Here is a 16,917-nt window from a genome sequence, read left to right as displayed (position 1 = left end):
GCGGCGCCCGCGCCCGCGCAGCCCGTACAGACCGCGCACGCGACGTACGCGACCTCCGCCCCCACGCCCCACACCAGTGCCGAGGTGGAGCGGGGCGGGCTGACGTTCGCCGACGTGGCGGGCATGGAGGCGGTCAAGGAGGCGCTGCGGATCAAGCTGCTCCTCCCCATCCAGCAGCCGGACCTGTTCGCCGCCTTCGGCAAGCGCGCGGGCGGCGGCGTCCTGCTCTACGGGCCGCCGGGAGCCGGGAAGACGCACCTGGCCAGGGCCGCCGCCGGAGAGCTGGGCGCGGCGTTCGTCAACGTGGGGCTGTCCGACATCCTCGACATGTACATCGGCTCCAGCGAGCGCAACCTGCACGCCACCTTCGACCTGGCCCGCCGCCACCGTCCGTGCGTGCTGTTCTTCGACGAGGTGGACGCGCTGGCCGCCCGCCGCTCCGACATGCGCCAGGCGCACACCCGGCAGCTCGTCAACCAGTTCCTGGCCGAGCTGGACGGCGTGGACCAGAGCGCGAACGAGGGCGTCCTGGTGCTGGCCGCCACGAACGCCCCCTGGTACGTGGACGCCGCCTTCCGCCGCCCCGGCCGCCTCGACCAGCCGGTGCTCGTACCCCCGCCGGACCAGGCGGCACGCGCGGCCATCCTGCGCATCCTGTGCCGTGACAAGCCGCTGGCCGAGATGGACTTCGACGCCGTGGCGCGGGTGACCGAGCACTTCGTCGGCGCCGACCTCAAGGGCGTCGTGGACCGGGCGGTGGAGGCCAAGCTCCAGCAGTCGATCAGCGCGGGCCGCGCCATCCCGCTGTCCACGCCCGACCTGCTGGCCGCCGCCCAGAGCGTACGGCCCACGGCGGTACGGGAGTGGATGGCCACCGCCCGCAACTACGTGATGCACGCGAACGACTCCGGTGCCTGGGACGAACTGCTGCCTTGGGTCAAGGGCAAGTGGTGAGGGACCTGCCGGATCCGACGACCGGGCGGGGAGGGACGCGGTGAAGGTCGCGGACCCGATCGAGCGGGCGCGTACGCTCCTGGGGATGCGCCGCCCCGCCGACGCGGAACGGGAGCTGCGCGGCCTGCTCGCCCAGGAGCCGCAGCACGTGGCCGGGCACGCCCTCCTGGGCCTCGCGCTGATCGAACAGCGCCGGGTGGCCGAGGCCGTCGAGGAGGCCGGCGAGGCCGTACGGCTCGCGCCCGACCAGTGGCTGCCCCACTACGCGGCGGCGCAGGTCCACTACCGCGCCCGCCGCCCTGGCGACGCCATGACCGCCATCCGCGCGGCCCTCGCCCTCCAGCCCGAGTACGCCCACACCTGGGACCTGCTGGCCCGTACGCACATGCTCCTGGGCGAATGGCGGCAGATGGCCGACGCGGCCCGCCGCGGGCTGAGCATCGATCCGCAGGACGCCGGCCTGGTGAGCCTGCTCTCGCTGGCCTGCACCAACCTCGGCGACGCGGAGGAGGCCCGCGCCGCCGCCGCGCACGCCGTCGGGCTCGACCCGGAGAGCACCCTCGCGCACTTCGTCCACGGCCGGGCGGAGCTGCGGTTCGGCGAGCCCCGGCGGGCGGCGGAGTCGTTCCGCGAGGTGCTTCGCCTCGATCCCGGCTTCGGCGGGGCCAGGGACCTGCTCGTGGCGGCGCTCAAGCAGCGCAACCCGGTGTATCGGTGGCTGTCGCGGCTGCGGGGCAGGTTCCCCGGCGGCTGGCGGCTGATCTTCCTGCTGCCCGCGATCCCGCCGGTCATCCTGGTCTTCGTCGTCATGGCCGTGCTGCACTGGGTGGCGTGGGTCGCCGAGGCGTGGACGACGTTGCGGCTGGCCCGCGCCAGGACCACCCGGCTGCTGTTCGAGGGCGTCGATGCGCGGGTGGCCGTGGCCTGCTGCGGCCTGGTGGCGACCGGCGCGGTGCTGCTCGGGCTGGGCATCGGGCTCGGCCAGGACGCGGTGGGCGTCGCGGGCGTGGCCGTCATGGCGCTGGTCACCCCCGTCCAGGAGGCCGCGCACACCGGCTCGCCGCGCCGGCGGGCCGTCCTGTACGGCTGGGCGGTCCTGCTCGCCCTGACCGTCGCCGTCTCCGTGCTCGTCTCCCAGCCGACCGTGGCGCTGCTCGCCGTGTACACCGCGCTCGCCACGGGCTGGGTGGCCACCGCCGTCCGGGGACGGCTCACCGACGCGCTCTGAAGGTGCCCTGAGGGTGCCCTGAAGGTGCCCTGAAGGTGCTCTGTGGGCGCGAGTGGGCTCAGAGCAGGGTGCCGCCGCTCACCTCGAACCTGGACAGGGCCTCGTCGATCCTGGCCAGCGTGTCGGAGTGGAGGGTGAGGTCGGCCGCGGCCAGGTTCTCCTCGATGTGCGACGGCGTACGGCTGCCGGGGATCGTCACCACGTGCTCGTCCTGGTGCAGGAGCCAGGCCAGGGCGAGCTGGGCCGGGGTGATGCCCAGTTGCGCGGCCAGGGCCTTGATGGGGGCGTAGCGGTCGTTGTTGCCCGCCAGGTTCGCGGCCGAGAAGCGGGGTGCGTTGTGGCGGAAGTCGTCCTCGCCGAGCGCGCTCACCGTGCCGGTCAGGAAGCCGTTGCCGAGCGGGCTCCAGGCCACGATCCCGACGTGCAGCTCACGTGCCGCGGCCAGCAGGTCGGCGTCCACGGGTCGCCACATCGACCACTCGTTCTGGACGGCCGTCACGGGGTGCACCGCGTGTGCGGCCCTGAGCTGGGCGGCGGTCACGTTGGACAGGCCGATGTGCCTGATCAGCCCGTCGCGCACCAGGTCGGCCAGCGCGCCCACGGTCTCCTCGATGGGGACGCCGGGGTCCGGGTAGTGGGCGTAGTAGAGGTCGATCACGTCGGTACCGAGGTTGCGCAGGCTGCCTTCCGCGTAGCGGCGCACCAGGCGGGGCTCGGCGTTCACGCGCAGCTCGCCGAAGGCGTAGCCGACGGGATGCGAGCGGCTCGGCTCGCCCTCGGGGATCGCCAGGCCGAACTTGGTCGCGACCACCACCTCGTCCCTGCGGCCCTTGATCGCCCGGCCGACCAGGCGCTCGTTGTGGCCGTTCGGGCCGTACGCGTCGCTGGTGTCCACGTGGGTGCCGCCGGCGTCGAGCGCCGACTTGAGCGCGGCCTCGGCGCGGGTGTCGTCGATCTCGCCGTACACGCCGGGTGACAGCACCATGGCGCCGAAACCGATGGCGGGAACCTGCAAACTGCCAAGAGTGCGCGTCTTCATGGCTCGATCCTGCCGCCGGGCCCGCCCGACGGTCCAAGACCTTTTGCTATAACCGGTGGTTATGGACGTGCACCTGCGGGATCTGCGCTATTTCGTGGCGGTGGCGGACGAGCTGAACGTGACGCGGGCGGCGGAGCGGCTGTTCGTCTCCCAGCCCGCCCTGTCCAAGCAGCTCAGGGCGTTGGAGCGGCAGCTCGGGCTCCGGCTGTTCGAACGCGTGCCCAGCGGCGTCGTGCTGACCAGGCAGGGGGCGGCGCTGTTGCCGGTCGCCCGCGACCTGCTCGGCCGGTGGAGCGCCGGAGTGGCACAGGCGCGGGCGGCGGAGCCCGCGGGCACGCTGGTGATCGGCTTGCAGACGGCCGTGGGCCGGGGGTTGCAGCAGGAGGCGCTGCGCCGCTTCCGCGCCGCGATGCCGGGGTGGGAGGTGTCGTTGCGGCTGGTCGGATGGGACGACCCGAGCGGCGGGCTGGCCGACGGGTCCTCCGACGTGGCGTTCATCTGGTTGCCGGTGCCGGCGGGGCTGGGGACGTACGTGCTGGCCACTGAGCGGCGCGGGGTGGCCATGCCCGCCGACCACCCGTTGGCCGGGCGGGCGGAGATCCCGTTCGGGGCGTTGCGCGACGAGCCGTTCATCGCGCTGCCGCCGGCGGCCGGGCCGCTGCGGGACTTCTGGCTCGGGCTCGACGCGCGCGACGACGAGCCGGTGATCGGGGTCACCGCCAACACGCCGGAGGAGGTGTTCGAGGCCGTGACCGGCGGGCTCGGGGTCGTGCTCGTGGCCGAGGGGAACGCCGAGCTGTACGACCGGCCTGGCCTGGCGTACCGGCCGGTCACCGGGCTGCCTCCGGGGGAACTGGCCATCGCCTGGCGCGAAGGCGATCCGAGCCCACAAGTCAGGGCATTCATCGACGCGTTGCGACAAGTGACCACTAAGGTCTGACCCGAGATCGGATTCGCAGAAGGGCGACCCATGACCGACTACTCGACCACCTTCGACCTGATCGACGCCGACAAGGACGGCCGCATCTCCGCCGTCGAGCTCGTCCGGCTGATGGAGGTGCTCGGCCGGCCCGTCACGCTGGAGGCCGCGCAGGAGGGCGTGCTCAAGCTGGACAAGGACGGTGACGGCCTGATCGACCTCCAGGAGTTCAGCGCCTTCCTCCACAAGTGATAAAAAACAAGCACTTGCTACACATTCTCCTGTTGCCCGGGTCACAATGGCGGCAGGAGGGACGATGGCGATCAAGAGTGACACCAGCGAAAGCCGTATTTCCACGGACGTCGTGAAGACGCTCAGGTCGGGCATCGGCCGGGTCACCGAAGAGGTGATCGAGGAGATCCAGACCCGCATCCCCGAATACTCCCGGCCATCGGACCAGATCTACATCAAGGTCGTGCGGATGGCGGTCGAGCAGGCCATCGAGGGCTTCCTCGACCGCATCGAGCACCCCGGCGCCCCGTGGAACCCGGAGCCGTTCCGCATGATCGGCAGGGGAGAGGCGGCCGAGGGCCGCAGCCTGGAGTCGCTGCAGGCCGCGATGCGGCTCGGCGCCCGGGTCGGCTGGCGGCGGCTCACCGAGCTGGCCGGTCCGCTCGGCCTGTCCCCCCAATGCCTGTACGACCTGGGCGAGATCATCTTCCTCCACCTCGACCAGCTCGCCGACGCCGCCGCCGAGGGCTTCGAGGAGGCCAGGGCACACGTCGCGGGCGAGATCGACCGCCGCCGGGGCCGCCTGCTCGACCTGCTGCTCAGCCGCCCGCCGGCCGGCGACGAGGCCATCGCCGACCTGGCCGAGGCCGCCGGGTGGCGGCTGCCCAGGACGGTCGCCGCGGTGGCGCTCGACGACCAGCACGGCACCTGCCGCGTGCCCCGCCTGCCGTCCGACGTGCTGACCGGGCCCGAGCGGCCCGTACCGTGCCTGCTGGTGCCCGACCCGGCCGGGCCCGGGCAGGCGCAGATGCTGGAACGCGCGTTGCGCGGTCGCCGCGTGGCCGTCGGGCCCGCCGTGCCGCCGGCCTCGGCCGCGACGTCGCTGCGGTGGGCCGGGGAGGCCCTGGAGCTGTCGCGGCGCGGCGTGCTGCCCCGTGGCCTGCTGCGCTGCGAGGACCACATGGCCACGCTCGTGGTGTTCAAGGACGAGGAGCTGGTCAGCGCGCTGGCCGAGGTACGCCTCGCGCCCCTCGCGCACCTGCGGCCCACCCAGCAGGACCGCCTGGCCGAGACCCTGCTGGCCTGGCTGCGCCACGGCCGGGGCGCCGGGGAGGTGGCGGCCAGGCTGCACGTGCACCCGCAGACCGTCCGCTACCGGCTGCGGCAGCTCGAAGAGCTGTACGGCGACCAGCTCGCCGACCCCGACATCCGCTTCGAGCTGGAGATCGCCCTGCGGGCCCGTCAGGCGGTGACGGCCTGCCCCGCGCGCCGCGGCGCCTGACCCCGATCACAGGTACGACGGCCCGTCCACCCGGTGGCGGAACGTCCACCACACCCACGCCTGGGCGGCCACCAGGAACGGCAGCAACGTCAGGACGATCGGCACCAGCAGCGGCCCCGACGTGCCGGGCACCAGCGGCAGCCGCAGCCCGGCCAGCAACCCGACCGTGATCAGCGCGGCCGAGGTCAGCGCGTACGTACGGGCCTCCCCGGCCCCGCCCGACATCACGGCCGCCCGCTCCCGCAGCGCCCCGCGCAGCCGCAGCGCCGCGAACGCCAGCCCGTGCGTGAGGAACAACGCGGCCAGTACCAGCGCGGGCAGCACCGCCACCGGCCCCTGGATGCCGAGCAGCACGTTGGACAGCAACGCGCCCCAGGACAGCGCCAACCCCCAGCTCCCTGCCACGATCGCGCCGTCCCAGAACGCCTGCCAGCGCGCCCCAGGCACGCGCCCGCGCAGCCACAGCCCCATGTCCCGCGCGACCCAGGCCAGCAGCAGCGTCACGACCAGCGTGTAGTTGCCGTGCAGCAGCTCGCTCTCCAGCCGGGGGAAGAGCCCCGCCAGCACGCCGGCCGCGGCCACCAGCCACACCTCGTTGCCCAGGAAGAACGGGGCGATCGCGGCGATCGTCTCGCGCCGCTCGTCCGCCGACCGCCCCAGGTACGGCAGCGCCATCCCGACCCCGATGTCGGCGCCGGCCAGCACGAGATAGCCGAGCGCGAAGAAGGCCAGTACGAAGATCTCCATGTGCGGGCTCCCAACTTCCTTGCAGGCCCTAGAACGACGGGACGGGGACGGGGGCGTCGACCGGCCGCTCGCCCAGCGCCACCGCGCCCGGCCCGCGGCGGGCGTGCCTGGCCAGCAGCCAGTAGTTGATCACGATCAGCACCGCGAACACCCCGGCGAACGCGCTCACCGAGAACCGCATCTGCGCCTCGGACACCGGTGACATGGCCTCCGACGTGCGCAGCAGCCCGTACACGGTCCAGGGCTGGCGGCCCATCTCGCGGAAGATCCAACCGGCCATCATGGTCACGAACGGGATCGGGATCATCAGCGTCAGCAGCCGGTGCCACGGCCTGAACCCGCGTACCACCGGCCGGAAGAACATCAGCAGGCAGCTCAGCCCGGCCACGATCATCATCACGACCCACAGCAGCACCATGGCCAGGCCGCTCGTGTGCACCCACGCCACGGGAGGCAGGTAGTCGCCGGGGCCGTGGGCCGTCACCATCGCGGCCTGCGCGGCGGCCAGCCGGTCGGGGGTGTTCACCCAGGCCGCGACCTTCGTGGGCTGCAGGGTCTGGAACGAGATCCCGCCGAACGCCGCGTTCACGAACGTGGCCGGCGCCGCCACGCCGAGCCCGATCCGCAGCGACTTGCGGAAGAAGTCCTGCTCGGCCGTGCGCCTGCGCAGGTGGTACGCGCTCACCCCGGCCACGAAGAAGCCGCCGACGATCATGGAGCCGACCAGCACGTGCCAGAACGCCACCTGCGCCGCCGGGTTGGCCACCATCGCCCCGAAGTCGGTCAGCCGCATCCGCCCGCCCTCCACGACGTGGCCCACCGGGTTCTGCAGGAAACCGTTGGCGATGAGGATCCAGAACGCCGACGCGTACGCGGTGAGCGTGACGACCCAGATCAGCGCCAGGTGCGCCCACCGGTTCAGCCGATTCCACCCGAAGATCCACAGCCCCAGGAACGTGGACTCGACGAAGAACGCCACCAGCGTCTCGATCGCCAGCGCCGAGCCGAACACGTCGCCCGCGTACTCGGTCAGCCCGCTCCACGACAGCCCGAGCTGGAACTCCATCACGAGCCCGGTGGCGATGCCCATCGCGTAGTTGATGATGTAGAGCTGACCCCAGAACCGGGTCATCCGCAGGTGGACGGGGTCCCCGCTGAACGTGGCCCGGGTCTGGACGACGGCCACCAGCGACACCAGCCCGAGCGTCAGCGCCACGAACAGGAAGTGCGCGCCCGCGGTGAGCGCGAACTGCAGGCGGGCGAGGTCCACGGTTTCCATGCCGGGAGCCTTCCGGTACGGCTGCGCCCGTCGCGTCATGCCCCGGCGTTGACTCGCCCTACATCTCGGGTCGCACGGCCGGGCGGGGGCGTACGGCTCAGGGTGTAAGCCAGCCGGGGGTGATCATCCCGGCCTCGTACGCGATGACCACGAGCTGGGCCCTGTCGCGTACGCCCAGCTTCGTCATGATCCGGCTGACGTGCGTCTTCGCCGTGGCGGGGCTGAGCACGAGCCGGGCCGCGATCTCGTCGTTGGACAGGCCGCCGGCCACGAGCGTCATGACCTCGCGCTCGCGTTCGGTGAGCGCGTTCAGCTCGGGGCCGGGGTCGGGACGCTTGACCCGGCCGGCGAACTCGGAGATCAGCCGGCGGGTGATCGACGGCGCGATGAGCGCGTCGCCCCTGGCCACGACCCTGACCGCGTGGATCAGCTCGGCCGGCTCGGTGTCCTTGACCAGGAAGCCGCCCGCGCCGGCCCGCAACGCGCCGTAGACGTAGTCGTCGAGGTCGAAGGTGGTCAGGATGATCACCCGGACGTCGTCGAGCGCGGGGTCGCCCGCGATGCGGCGGGTGGCCTCCAGGCCGTCGAGCTCGGGCATGCGGATGTCCATGAGCACCACGTCGGGCCGGTGCTCGCGGGCCCCGGTGACGGCCTGGGCGCCGTTGGCGGCCTCGGCGACGACCTGGATGTCGTCCTCGTCGTTGAGTATGGACCGGAATCCGGCCCGCACCAGGGTCTGGTCGTCGGCGAGCAGTACGCGGATCATCGAGCCCCGTTCGTCGGCTGGGTCAGCGGCAGGCGGGCGGCGACGCGGAAGCCGCCCTCGGGGCGCGGGCCGGCCTCCAGGGTGCCGCCGAGCGCGGTGGCGCGCTCGCGCATGCCCTGCAGGCCGAAGCCGCTGCCCTCGTCGTACGTGGCGCCCGGCCCATCATCTTCCACGCGGATGACGATATTTCCGGACTTGTTGGTGATGGTGAGGGTTGCTGTGTTGGTCCCCGAGTGGCGGGACACGTTCGTCAGCGCCTCCCTGACGATGCGGGCGGCGGCCAGGTCCACCTCGGTCGGCACGGCGTCGAGCGGCCCCGACAACTCCGTACGCACGTCCAGCCCCGACGCCTCGACCAGCGCCGACACCCGCGCCAGGCTGTCGGCGGGCGTGACCGGCGCGTCCTCGTCCACCTGGCGCAGCACGCCCAGCGTGGTACGCAGCTCGCGCAACGTCTCCTTGCTGGTCTCCTTGATCGTACGCAGCGCCTCCTCGGCGCCCTCCGGCCGTTTCGCGAGCCCGTGCAGCGCCGCCGCGGCCTGTACGTTGATCATGGAGATGTTGTGCCCGAGCACGTCGTGCAGCTCTCTGGCGATCCGCAGCCGCTCCTCGCTGGCCCGCCGCCTGGCCTCCTCTTCCTTGGTCTGCAGGGCGTCGAGGGCGTGCTGGTGGGCCTCCAGGAGGTAGGCGCGGCGGTTGCGCGTGACGCCGCCGAACGAGATGGCCGCCACCACCCAGCCGGCGATCATCATGAACAGGCTGTCGTCCACGTGCCGGGTGCCGCCGGTCTCGCCGATGCCCATGCCCAACAGCGACGCGGCCCCCGTGGCGATGGCCGCGGCCAGGTGCCCCCGGTCGGCGGCGGTGTAGAGCACGACGAACAGCAGCACGATTATGGGCCCGTCGAGCCTGGCCCACGGGTAGTAGGCGGCCGTCGAGACCGCCACGACGATCAGCGCCGCCACGGGGAAGCGCCGCCGCAGCAGCAGCGCCCCGCACGCGACCAGCGGCAGGAGGACGTCGAGCGCGTTCACCGAGGGGTTGCGGAGGAAGTAGACGCCCACCGTGCCGGCCAGCACGGCGGCGGCGGTCGCGAGTGACGCGGTCGTGCTGGTCGACGGCCTCCTCATGGCTCCCATTCTGTACGGCCGCGTAAATGCCCGGGTAATCGCCGGGCCTCATCTGGGTAGAGCGGGTGAATGAGCACAAAGGACGACCTCCAGCGGGTCGAAGAGGACCTGGCCCGGTTGCGCGCCGAGAACCAGGACGTCCGCGACCAGATCCGCGACATGGGCGCGACCGACCAGGTGGAGATCTCGGCGATGATCAGCCAGGCGGACGAGCAGGTCGAGCTGATCGCCGACCTCGAACGCCGCCGCGACACGCTGATCCAGCGGCTGGAGAAGGGAGGGCGGGGGAAGGGCGCCCGCTGAGGGGCGCCCCCAGTGAATGAACAGGTGAATGAACAGGTGAGTGAGCGGGTGGGTCAGCGGGTGGGTTCGCGGGTGGGTTCGCGCAGGGCGGCGCCGACCTCGTGCAGGTGCCGCAGCGCCTGGCCGTACGACGTGACGAGGCCGGTCTGCAGATAGTCGACGCCGATCTCCTGGCAGTACCGCTCGACGATCGGCTGCGCCCTGCGCAGGTTCGGGGCGGGCATGTTGGGGAACAGGTGGTGCTCGATCTGGTAGTTGAGCTGGCCCAGCGCCACGTCGGTGAGTAGCCCGCCATGCACGTTGCGCGAGGTCAGCACCTGCTTGCGGAGGAAGTCCAGCTCGTCCTCCTTCGTCAGGATGGGCATGCCCTTGTGGTTGGGGGCGAACGAACAGCCGAGGTAGATGCCGAACAGCCCTTGGTGCACGGCCAGGAACAGCAGCGCCTTGCCGAACGGCAACACGGCGAAGACCAGGCCGAAATAGAGGACGAAGTGCGTGACGAGCAGCGTCAGCTCCAGGCCGCGCCGCTTGGCCGTGGGCTGGAGCAGCGCCTTGAAGCTGGCGATGTGGAGGTGCCAGGCTTCGAGGGTGAGCAGCGGGAAGAACCAAAAAGCCTGATATTTCGAGATAAATCGGGGCAGGCCACTGCTGCGTGCCACCTGGTCCTCCGACCAGACGATCACGGCGGGTGAGACGTCGGGGTCGTGGTCCTCGTGGTTGGGGTTGGCGTGGTGGCGGTTGTGCTTGGTGGTCCACCAGCCCCAGCCGAGTCCGACGCCGAAGTTACCGATGATCAGGCCCGCGATGTCGCTCGGCCGCCGGGTCCTGAAGACCTGCCGGTGTCCGAGGTCGTGGGCGAGAAACCCGAGTTGCGTGAAGACCACGGCCAGGGCCACCGCGACGAGCAGTTGCCACCAGGAGTCTCCCAGCCAGGCGAACAGCGCCCAGCCGCCGACGTAGAGTACGGCGACGATGCTCGTCCGCACGGCGTAATAAAAGGGACGCCTGTCAAGGAGACCGGCGTCCGAAATCCGATGGGCTAGTCGGGCGAAATCACTGCCTCGAGTATCGATCGTGCCGGGACTGGCCACTGGTCTCCCTTGCCTCGTGGTTCGTTGCCCTAACCTTGGCGCATTCACCGAGAAACCGGAAGCACACCGGTGGATGACCTGCGCGTCCCCGACCCGGGCCAGGAGAGCGCCGCCGGCCGGGCGCCCGGAAAATGCCCGAGCACCTCTGACCTGGCCCGGAGCATCGACACCCGAGCCGCCGCAGCTTCGCGACCGCGGGCAGCACGGCGTCCGCCCCGGCGGAGGTCGTGCTCCGCCCGGGTGCCGGATCCACGCGTGGCTAGCTTGCGGAAAGGCGGTCGAACAGGGCCAGGGCCGCTTGCTTGACTTCCTCCGGCGTGACCCCGTCCAAGGTCTTCCTGGCATCGGTGATGTCGCGGGTGGTGGCCAGGGTGATGGCCACGGACGAGGCGGCGGCGCGGTCGATCGATCCCGTCGGGGCGGCGTCGGCCAGTTCCTGGGCGCTCGCGGCGAGGTCGAGGTTGTCCTTCAACAGATCTCCTCGGGTGAAGACGGTCCGGCCCATTGCATCACTTGGCATCGTGCCGCATCCACCATTCGGTGAATTCCCGGCACCGGCCGTCGGGCGCGAACCGGATGATCCACAAGTTGCTGTACGTTTTGTCAGGATATGTCGTGACTCCCTGGACGACACCAACGCCCTCACCTGCGCTCTCAGTCACGCAGACCGGATGCCATTCGAACGTGGCCTCACCAGGCTTGTCCTGCCGTTCCAGCCACTGCGCGACGATCTCGTCACGCCCCTGCCAGGGCCGGCTGTGCGGCTCGGTGTAGTACACCGCGTCCTCGGTGAACAGGGCGGCGATGTCGTCGGGATCGTTGGAGTCCCAGGCACGTACGTACCCCTCGATCCACGGACGCGGTTCGGCCATCGGGTCATCCTCTCAACGGGTCGTGGCCGACGGACATCAGTTCGCGGCGCGAGTGATCGTCCGTGCGGTCGCCCAGGGTATCGACGAGGTCGACGACCTTGCGCATCACGTCGAGATCGACCTTGGTGAGGTCGCCCTTCCGCTTGTTCAGGACGTGCAGTACGCCCCGCCCCAGCTCGTCGATGCCCAGGTCGGGGTCGGGCGGGAAGCCCTCCTCGTCGGAGGCCGCGGTCAGCAGGTGGGACCGCAGCTCCTCGGAGTTCATGTTGACCGCCCGATGGAACTCGTCCCACAAGACGTCGGTGTCAAAACCCTTGGTCATATTTGGCCGCCTACCCGCCGGGCCCCGCGTTATGTACTCTGACCTGCAGTTTTGTCACTCGGTCAATCAGGTGGGCACTCGGCGAGCCGCTCCCGACGAAGATCGTTGACGCCTCTCTCAGGTCACGATTCACCACAATTCGCATCTCGTTCCGGTACAGAGGTACTCAGGTCACCCCTAAGCGCCTCCGTCACAGTGGAGCCGTCTCTGCGCGGGGGACGTGGGGACGGCTTCCCACGGACTGCCGCGAGGAGGGGACGGCACGTGCCGCGGGCCGGGCCGGACGGTCTGCCAGCCGTCACGTCCCCGCCCGCGGCACGTGCCGGAGGTGCAGGCCACGGGGGAGCGCGATCAGGGGGCGCGATAAGGGAGCGGCGGCCGCCGACGATCTGGAGCCGTTCATGCGGCGTGCCACGGCTTGGATTCCCGCGTCTCCTTGGCGGTGCCGGCGACGCGCAGCGCGTACGTGGCCCGCTCCGCCCCCTCCACGGGCCCCAGGTAGGTGTGCCCGGTCAGGTGGCACCACGCGGGCAGGTCCACGGGCGCGGCCGGGTCGGCGGCGATCAGGTGGATGACGGCGCCGGGACCGGCCTCGCGTACGTGCGCGCGCAGTTCGATGAGCAGTTGCACGCACAGCTTGTCGCCGCCGTCCACTACGAGATCAGGCATATGTTCAGGAAATCATCCCTTGAGTCCCGTATGTGCCAGGCCCTCCACGAACTGCTTCTGCGCCACCACGAACACCACCAGCACCGGCAGCACCGGCAGCACCGGCAGCGCGGTCAGCGAGGCGGCGGCGAGCTGCACGTTCCACATGGGCCCGCCGTAGGCGTCCACGAACTGGGTCAGCGCCTGGCGCGCCGACGGCGAGCGGCAGTAACTCACCCGTCTCGGTGGCGTCCAGCACGTACGGCGCGCCGATCCACACCTCGTCGCCGGGGTCGTCGCGGTGGGCCGGCCTGACGGCCGTCACCCGGTCGCCGTCGACCTCGGCCCCGACCGGACGGTACGGCTGCAACACGGTCAGCCGTCCGCCGCCCCGCTAGGGGGCCGGCATCGACTCCAGCACCGCGACCGCCACCCGGGGCTCGTGGCACAGCGGGCTCACGTGGCCCGCGCCCGGGTTCAGCGCCCGCCAGGCGCGGGCCCGCTCGGTCAGCGGGAAGTGGCGGCGGTAGTACGCCCGGATCCCGTCGCGCAGCGCCCGGTAGCTCGCGGTCACGCCGAACAGTTCCACCCAGGTGTGCTCGTCGGGCGGGACGGCCTGGCTGGTGAGCTGGCCGCCGAGCCAGTCGTACTCCTCGGTCAGCACCACCTTCCTACCCGCCCGCAGGGCCGCCAGCGCGGCGGCCACCCCTCCGAGGCCGCCCCCGACGATCAGCACCTCGGCACTCGACCCGCGCGAATCCGTTCCCTTCATGTCCGTGGGGGCGTCAGCGTGGCGCCCTCGGCGTACTCGCACGGCAGGAGCCGTTGCACGGGCTCGCCGCCCTCGATCAGTTCGGTGAGGACCTCGACGGCCTGGCGCCCCATCTCCCGCCTGGGGATCCGGAAGCCGGTGAAGTCGACATCGGTGGGGGCGGGCCGGGTCGGGTCGCCCAAGGTGATGACCGACAGGTCGCCGGGCACGGACACGCCGCGCCTGGCCAGCAGGTCGGTCAGGGCGACGCCGTCGGCGTACTCCTCGGCCAGCACCGCCGTCACGTCCGCGGCCAGCACCCGGGCCACCATGTCGGCGGGCTCGCCGGGGTCGAGCCGCAGCGGGGCGGCCACCGACTCGACATAGCCGCGGAACCGGTCAACGTACGGCTCCGGGCCCCGGCCGTGGCCCAGGTACGCGATGCGCTCGTGGCCCAGCGCCCTGGTGCGGGCGACCAGCCGCTTGACGGCGGCCGGGTAGTCGGCGCCGACGTACGGCACCGGCCCGCCCGCGTCGTCGCGGCGGCCGACCGACACGAACGGATAGCGCTCGGTCACCAGCCTGCTCAGGTCCTCCCTGTCCAGCTCGTGGCCCAGCAGCACGCAGCCGTCGGCCAGCCTGAGCCGGTGGTCCTGGTGGTAGACCCGCTTGCGCCCGCCGACCGTGGGGGCGCTGGTGAACAGCAGCAGGTCGCAGCCGCAGTGCTCGGCGCACTCCTCGATGCCGACCAGGAACGGGTGGTAGAAGTCGCCGGTCGCGCTCGGGAAGACCGGCTCGTAGGTGAAGACGCCGAGGATGCGGTTGCGGCGGGCGGCCAGCCTGCGGGCGGCCGGGTCGGCGACGTAGCCGGTCTCCCTGATCACGCGCAGGACCCGGTCCCTGGTCTCGGCGGGGATGCGGGACTCCGCGTCGGCGCGGTCGTTGAGCACCAGTGAGACGGTGGTCTGGCTGACGCCCGCCAGGCGGGCGATGTCGCGCTGGGTGAGGCGGCGGGTGTGGTCCGGCGGCGGCATGGGCTTCCTGGACTGCTAATGCGCATTAGCGCTCGGGCGATGCCTGGAATTGTTCGCCGCGCCCTGCTGGGGTGTCAAGGTTTCCCCGGTGCTAATTCGGATTACCTCGACGTGGCGGCCTGCCGTGAGGGGTCGTGTCGAAGTCGCGTGGACGGCTCCGACCTCCCTTGAAAAGGACAGGAAGGTGATCGGTCATGAACGAGGCAGTCCGGCCGTACCGGATCGAGATTCCCGAGGAAGACCTGGCCGAGCTGCGGGAGCGGCTCGCGCGTACCCGCTGGGCCCCCGAGCCGGTCGGCGGCGATCGCGGCTACGGCGTGCCGCTCGCCCGGGTGCGGGAGCTGGCCGAGCACTGGCGCGAGCGCTACGACTGGCGTGGCTGGGAGGCCCGGCTGAACGCCCATCCCCAGTTCACCACCGTGGTCGACGGCGCGACCGTGCACTTCCTGCACGTCCGCTCGCCGGAGCGGGACGCCCTCCCGCTCGTGCTCAGCCACGGCTGGCCCGGCTCGGTGGCCGAGTACCTGGACGTCATCGGCCCGCTCAGCGACCCGCGCGGGCACGGGCTCGACCCGTCGATCGCCTTCCACCTCGTGGTGCCCTCGCTGCCCGGCTTCGGCTTCTCCGGTCCGACGCCCGACACCGGCTGGGGCCCGCGCCGGATCGCCCGCGCCTGGGCAGAGCTGATGCGCCGGCTCGGCTACCGTCGCTACGGCGCGGCGGGCAACGACTGGGGCTCGTTCATCTCGCCGGAGCTGGGCCGCCTGGCGCCGGAGTCGGTGGTCGGCGTGCACGTGACGCAGGCGTGGTGCCCGCCCCCCGACGACGACCCTGGCTGCTTGGACCGGCTGACGCCGCAGGACCGGGCCGCGCTGGCCGACTTCGAGCACTACGCGGCCCACGAGGCGTCGTACGGCGCCGTGCAGGGCCAGCAGCCCCAGACGCTCGCGCACGCCCTGGCCGACTCGCCCGCCGGGCTACTCGGCTGGAACGCCCAGGCCATGTCGGACCTGGACCCCGACGCGCTGCTCACCCACGTCACGATCCACTGGCTGACCGGCACCGCGGGCTCGGCCATCCGCATCTACGCCGAGGACGAGCGGGAGGAGGCGGCCACGGGCCCCACGACGGTCCCGCTCGGCGTCGCCCAGTTCCCCGGCGACCTCGGCTCGGTACGGGCCTTCGCCGAGCACGCCCACCGCAACCTGGTGTCGTGGAACCGGTTCGACCGCGGCGGGCACTACGCCGCCCACGACGCGCCCGACCTGCTGGTCGGCGACCTGCGGCAGTTCTTCGCCGCCGTCAGGTGAACCGGCGCTCGCCGCGCGGGCGAGCCCCGGCGGTCAGGAGGCCGCGCAGGAGTAGGACGCGCAGGAGTAGGACGACACCGTGGCCGTGTCGCCGCCAGGACGGCTGACCTGGAAGCCGAAGCTGGGCCCGCCTCCACGGACGCCTCGGGAATGCCTGGATCGGGGGGAAAGTCTCACCGCGGGGGCTGTTCGCGGAGCGTGGGCAGGCCCGCCGCCAGGGCCGTGAGCACGCGTACCAGGGTGGGCAGCAGCTCCGGGCAGGCCGCCGCCAGCTCGGGGTCCTGGGCGTAGACCTGGGCGAGCGCGGGGGGCGGGTTGGCGGCCGGATACAGCATCCCGGCCAGGCCGCTCGCGGCGGCCACCAGTTCCAAGCCCTCCTGCTCCGTCAGGTCGGTGACCGCCGCCACCCGGGCGCCCATCTCCTTGAGCACGTCTCTCACCGTGCGCTTGAGGGTGTGGGCCGCCGCGACCGACACGTTGTGCTCCAGGCTGATGGAGAGGTGGCCGAGCAGGTCGCAGAAGAGCGGCCGATCGGCGACCGTCTCGGCCAGCGCCGCCACGACCGGAGCCACGCCGGTGGTCGGGCCAGTGGTCGGGCCAGTGGCCGGTTCGGTGGCGGGTTCGGTGGCGGGTTCCCTGGTCGGGGGCAGGCGGTCGGCGACGGCGGCGGCCCACTGGTGCCACTCCTCGGCGGCGAGTTCGAGGTAGATCTCCTCGCGGGTGCCGAAGTATCGCATGATGTTCGACTTCGCGATCCCCACGGTATCGGCGACGGCTCCCAGGGTGACGTTGCGTACGCCGGAGGTGCGGGCGAGCTCACGGGCGGCGGTGAGGATGGCCTCGCGCCGCTGCTGCTTGTGCTCTGGCCGCCTGGCCCGGAGGAATGCCGACCGCGTCATATCGCCCTCAGCATACTTGCGGGTTTAACAGAACACCATTCACTTGTTAGGTGAACGATGTTCTGTTAGCGTCCGGATGACACCGTACGGGAGGATTCGAGTGGCCGAGATA

The 16,917-nt window shown here is 71.7% G+C and carries 21 protein-coding genes; 7 read left to right on the top strand and 14 right to left on the bottom strand.

Features of this window, described 5'->3' with window-relative positions; genetic code table 11:
* Positions 1-954, top strand: a 954-nt coding sequence (locus tag ABD844_RS04550; protein ID WP_344873258.1) for an ATP-binding protein, incomplete at its 5' end; no start/stop codon positions are given.
* Between the two features lie 40 nt (positions 955-994).
* Positions 995-2,182, top strand: coding sequence for a tetratricopeptide repeat protein (locus ABD844_RS04545; protein WP_344873256.1), 1,188 nt, complete (start codon positions 995-997; stop codon positions 2,180-2,182).
* 58 nt (positions 2,183-2,240) lie between these two features.
* Here ABD844_RS04545 and ABD844_RS04540 read toward each other — a convergent pair whose 3' ends face one another.
* Positions 2,241-3,221, bottom strand: coding sequence for an aldo/keto reductase (locus tag ABD844_RS04540; protein WP_344873254.1), 981 nt, complete (start codon positions 3,219-3,221; stop codon positions 2,241-2,243).
* Positions 3,222-3,282: 61 nt separating this feature from the next.
* On the opposite strand from ABD844_RS04540, the gene ABD844_RS04535 reads away from it, so the two are divergent.
* From ABD844_RS04535 to ABD844_RS04525, 3 genes are all read left to right on the top strand, one after another.
* Positions 3,283-4,161, top strand: coding sequence for a LysR family transcriptional regulator (locus ABD844_RS04535; RefSeq protein ID WP_344873252.1), 879 nt, complete (start codon positions 3,283-3,285; stop codon positions 4,159-4,161).
* A gap of 30 nt (positions 4,162-4,191) precedes the next feature.
* The gene (locus ABD844_RS04530) at positions 4,192-4,392 is read left to right on the top strand and encodes an EF-hand domain-containing protein (protein WP_344873250.1); all 201 of its coding nucleotides are present in this window, start codon (positions 4,192-4,194) and stop codon (positions 4,390-4,392) included.
* Positions 4,393-4,456: 64 nt separating this feature from the next.
* Entirely contained in the window at positions 4,457-5,653 is a 1,197-nt protein-coding gene (locus ABD844_RS04525) for a PucR family transcriptional regulator (protein WP_344873248.1), read from the top strand.
* Positions 5,654-5,659: 6 nt separating this feature from the next.
* Here ABD844_RS04525 and ABD844_RS04520 read toward each other — a convergent pair whose 3' ends face one another.
* The 4 genes from ABD844_RS04520 to ABD844_RS04505 form a co-directional block, all read right to left on the bottom strand.
* Entirely contained in the window at positions 5,660-6,400 is a 741-nt protein-coding gene (locus tag ABD844_RS04520) for a cytochrome d ubiquinol oxidase subunit II (RefSeq protein ID WP_344873246.1), read from the bottom strand.
* Positions 6,401-6,428: 28 nt separating this feature from the next.
* Positions 6,429-7,679, bottom strand: a complete 1,251-nt coding sequence (locus ABD844_RS04515; RefSeq protein ID WP_344873244.1) for a cytochrome ubiquinol oxidase subunit I — start codon at positions 7,677-7,679, stop codon at positions 6,429-6,431.
* Between the two features lie 97 nt (positions 7,680-7,776).
* Positions 7,777-8,445, bottom strand: coding sequence for a response regulator (locus ABD844_RS04510; RefSeq protein WP_344873242.1), 669 nt, complete (start codon positions 8,443-8,445; stop codon positions 7,777-7,779).
* Positions 8,442-9,575, bottom strand: a complete 1,134-nt coding sequence (locus ABD844_RS04505) for a sensor histidine kinase (RefSeq protein ID WP_344873241.1) — start codon at positions 9,573-9,575, stop codon at positions 8,442-8,444. Before ABD844_RS04505 ends, ABD844_RS04510 begins: the two co-directional genes overlap by 4 nt.
* Before the next feature lie 69 nt (positions 9,576-9,644).
* Between ABD844_RS04505 and ABD844_RS04500 the strand changes: the two genes are divergently transcribed.
* Complete coding sequence (locus tag ABD844_RS04500) at positions 9,645-9,878, top strand: hypothetical protein (protein ID WP_344873239.1); 234 nt, start codon at positions 9,645-9,647, stop codon at positions 9,876-9,878.
* Positions 9,879-9,931: 53 nt separating this feature from the next.
* Here ABD844_RS04500 and ABD844_RS04495 read toward each other — a convergent pair whose 3' ends face one another.
* The 8 genes from ABD844_RS04495 to ABD844_RS04460 all read right to left on the bottom strand — a co-directional run bounded on the left by ABD844_RS04495 (position 9,932) and on the right by ABD844_RS04460 (position 14,596).
* Positions 9,932-10,864, bottom strand: a complete 933-nt coding sequence (locus tag ABD844_RS04495; RefSeq protein WP_425568503.1) for a fatty acid desaturase family protein — start codon at positions 10,862-10,864, stop codon at positions 9,932-9,934.
* Positions 10,865-11,228: 364 nt separating this feature from the next.
* Positions 11,229-11,441, bottom strand: a complete 213-nt coding sequence (locus ABD844_RS04490) for a hypothetical protein (RefSeq protein ID WP_344873238.1) — start codon at positions 11,439-11,441, stop codon at positions 11,229-11,231.
* A 37-nt stretch (positions 11,442-11,478) separates the two neighbouring features.
* The gene (locus ABD844_RS04485; RefSeq protein WP_344873237.1) at positions 11,479-11,841 is read right to left on the bottom strand and encodes a YybH family protein; all 363 of its coding nucleotides are present in this window, start codon (positions 11,839-11,841) and stop codon (positions 11,479-11,481) included.
* A gap of 4 nt (positions 11,842-11,845) precedes the next feature.
* Positions 11,846-12,163 carry a DUF3140 domain-containing protein gene (locus ABD844_RS04480; protein WP_344873236.1) on the bottom strand — a complete coding sequence of 106 codons (318 nt, stop codon included), beginning with the start codon at positions 12,161-12,163 and terminating at the stop codon, positions 11,846-11,848.
* Positions 12,164-12,562: 399 nt separating this feature from the next.
* On the bottom strand, positions 12,563-12,832 hold the full coding sequence (locus tag ABD844_RS04475) for a sulfurtransferase TusA family protein (protein WP_344873234.1): 270 nt from the start codon (positions 12,830-12,832) through the stop codon (positions 12,563-12,565).
* 12 nt (positions 12,833-12,844) lie between these two features.
* Positions 12,845-13,048: a hypothetical protein gene (locus tag ABD844_RS04470; protein WP_344873232.1), complete on the bottom strand. Its 204-nt coding sequence runs from the start codon at positions 13,046-13,048 to the stop codon at positions 12,845-12,847.
* 157 nt (positions 13,049-13,205) lie between these two features.
* Positions 13,206-13,583 carry an FAD-dependent oxidoreductase gene (locus ABD844_RS04465; protein WP_344873230.1) on the bottom strand — a complete coding sequence of 126 codons (378 nt, stop codon included), beginning with the start codon at positions 13,581-13,583 and terminating at the stop codon, positions 13,206-13,208.
* Positions 13,580-14,596 carry a LacI family DNA-binding transcriptional regulator gene (locus ABD844_RS04460; RefSeq protein WP_344873229.1) on the bottom strand — a complete coding sequence of 339 codons (1,017 nt, stop codon included), beginning with the start codon at positions 14,594-14,596 and terminating at the stop codon, positions 13,580-13,582. Before ABD844_RS04460 ends, ABD844_RS04465 begins: the two co-directional genes overlap by 4 nt.
* A 194-nt stretch (positions 14,597-14,790) precedes the next feature.
* Between ABD844_RS04460 and ABD844_RS04455 the strand changes: the two genes are divergently transcribed.
* Positions 14,791-15,906 (top strand): epoxide hydrolase family protein, encoded by a 1,116-nt coding sequence (locus tag ABD844_RS04455; protein ID WP_344873227.1) that lies wholly within the window; start codon positions 14,791-14,793, stop codon positions 15,904-15,906.
* A gap of 173 nt (positions 15,907-16,079) precedes the next feature.
* Here the strand turns inward: ABD844_RS04455 and ABD844_RS04450 are convergent, their stop codons facing one another.
* On the bottom strand, positions 16,080-16,805 hold the full coding sequence (locus ABD844_RS04450; RefSeq protein ID WP_344873225.1) for a TetR/AcrR family transcriptional regulator: 726 nt from the start codon (positions 16,803-16,805) through the stop codon (positions 16,080-16,082).
* Positions 16,806-16,917: the final 112 nt, after the last annotated feature.

The sequence above is a fragment of the Nonomuraea antimicrobica genome, from assembly GCF_039536965.1.
In the GTDB taxonomy this organism is placed as follows: Bacteria; Actinomycetota; Actinomycetes; order Streptosporangiales; family Streptosporangiaceae; genus Nonomuraea; species Nonomuraea antimicrobica.
The sequence above is the reverse complement of the archived record's forward strand: the minus strand, read 5'-3'. Positions and strand labels throughout refer to the sequence as shown.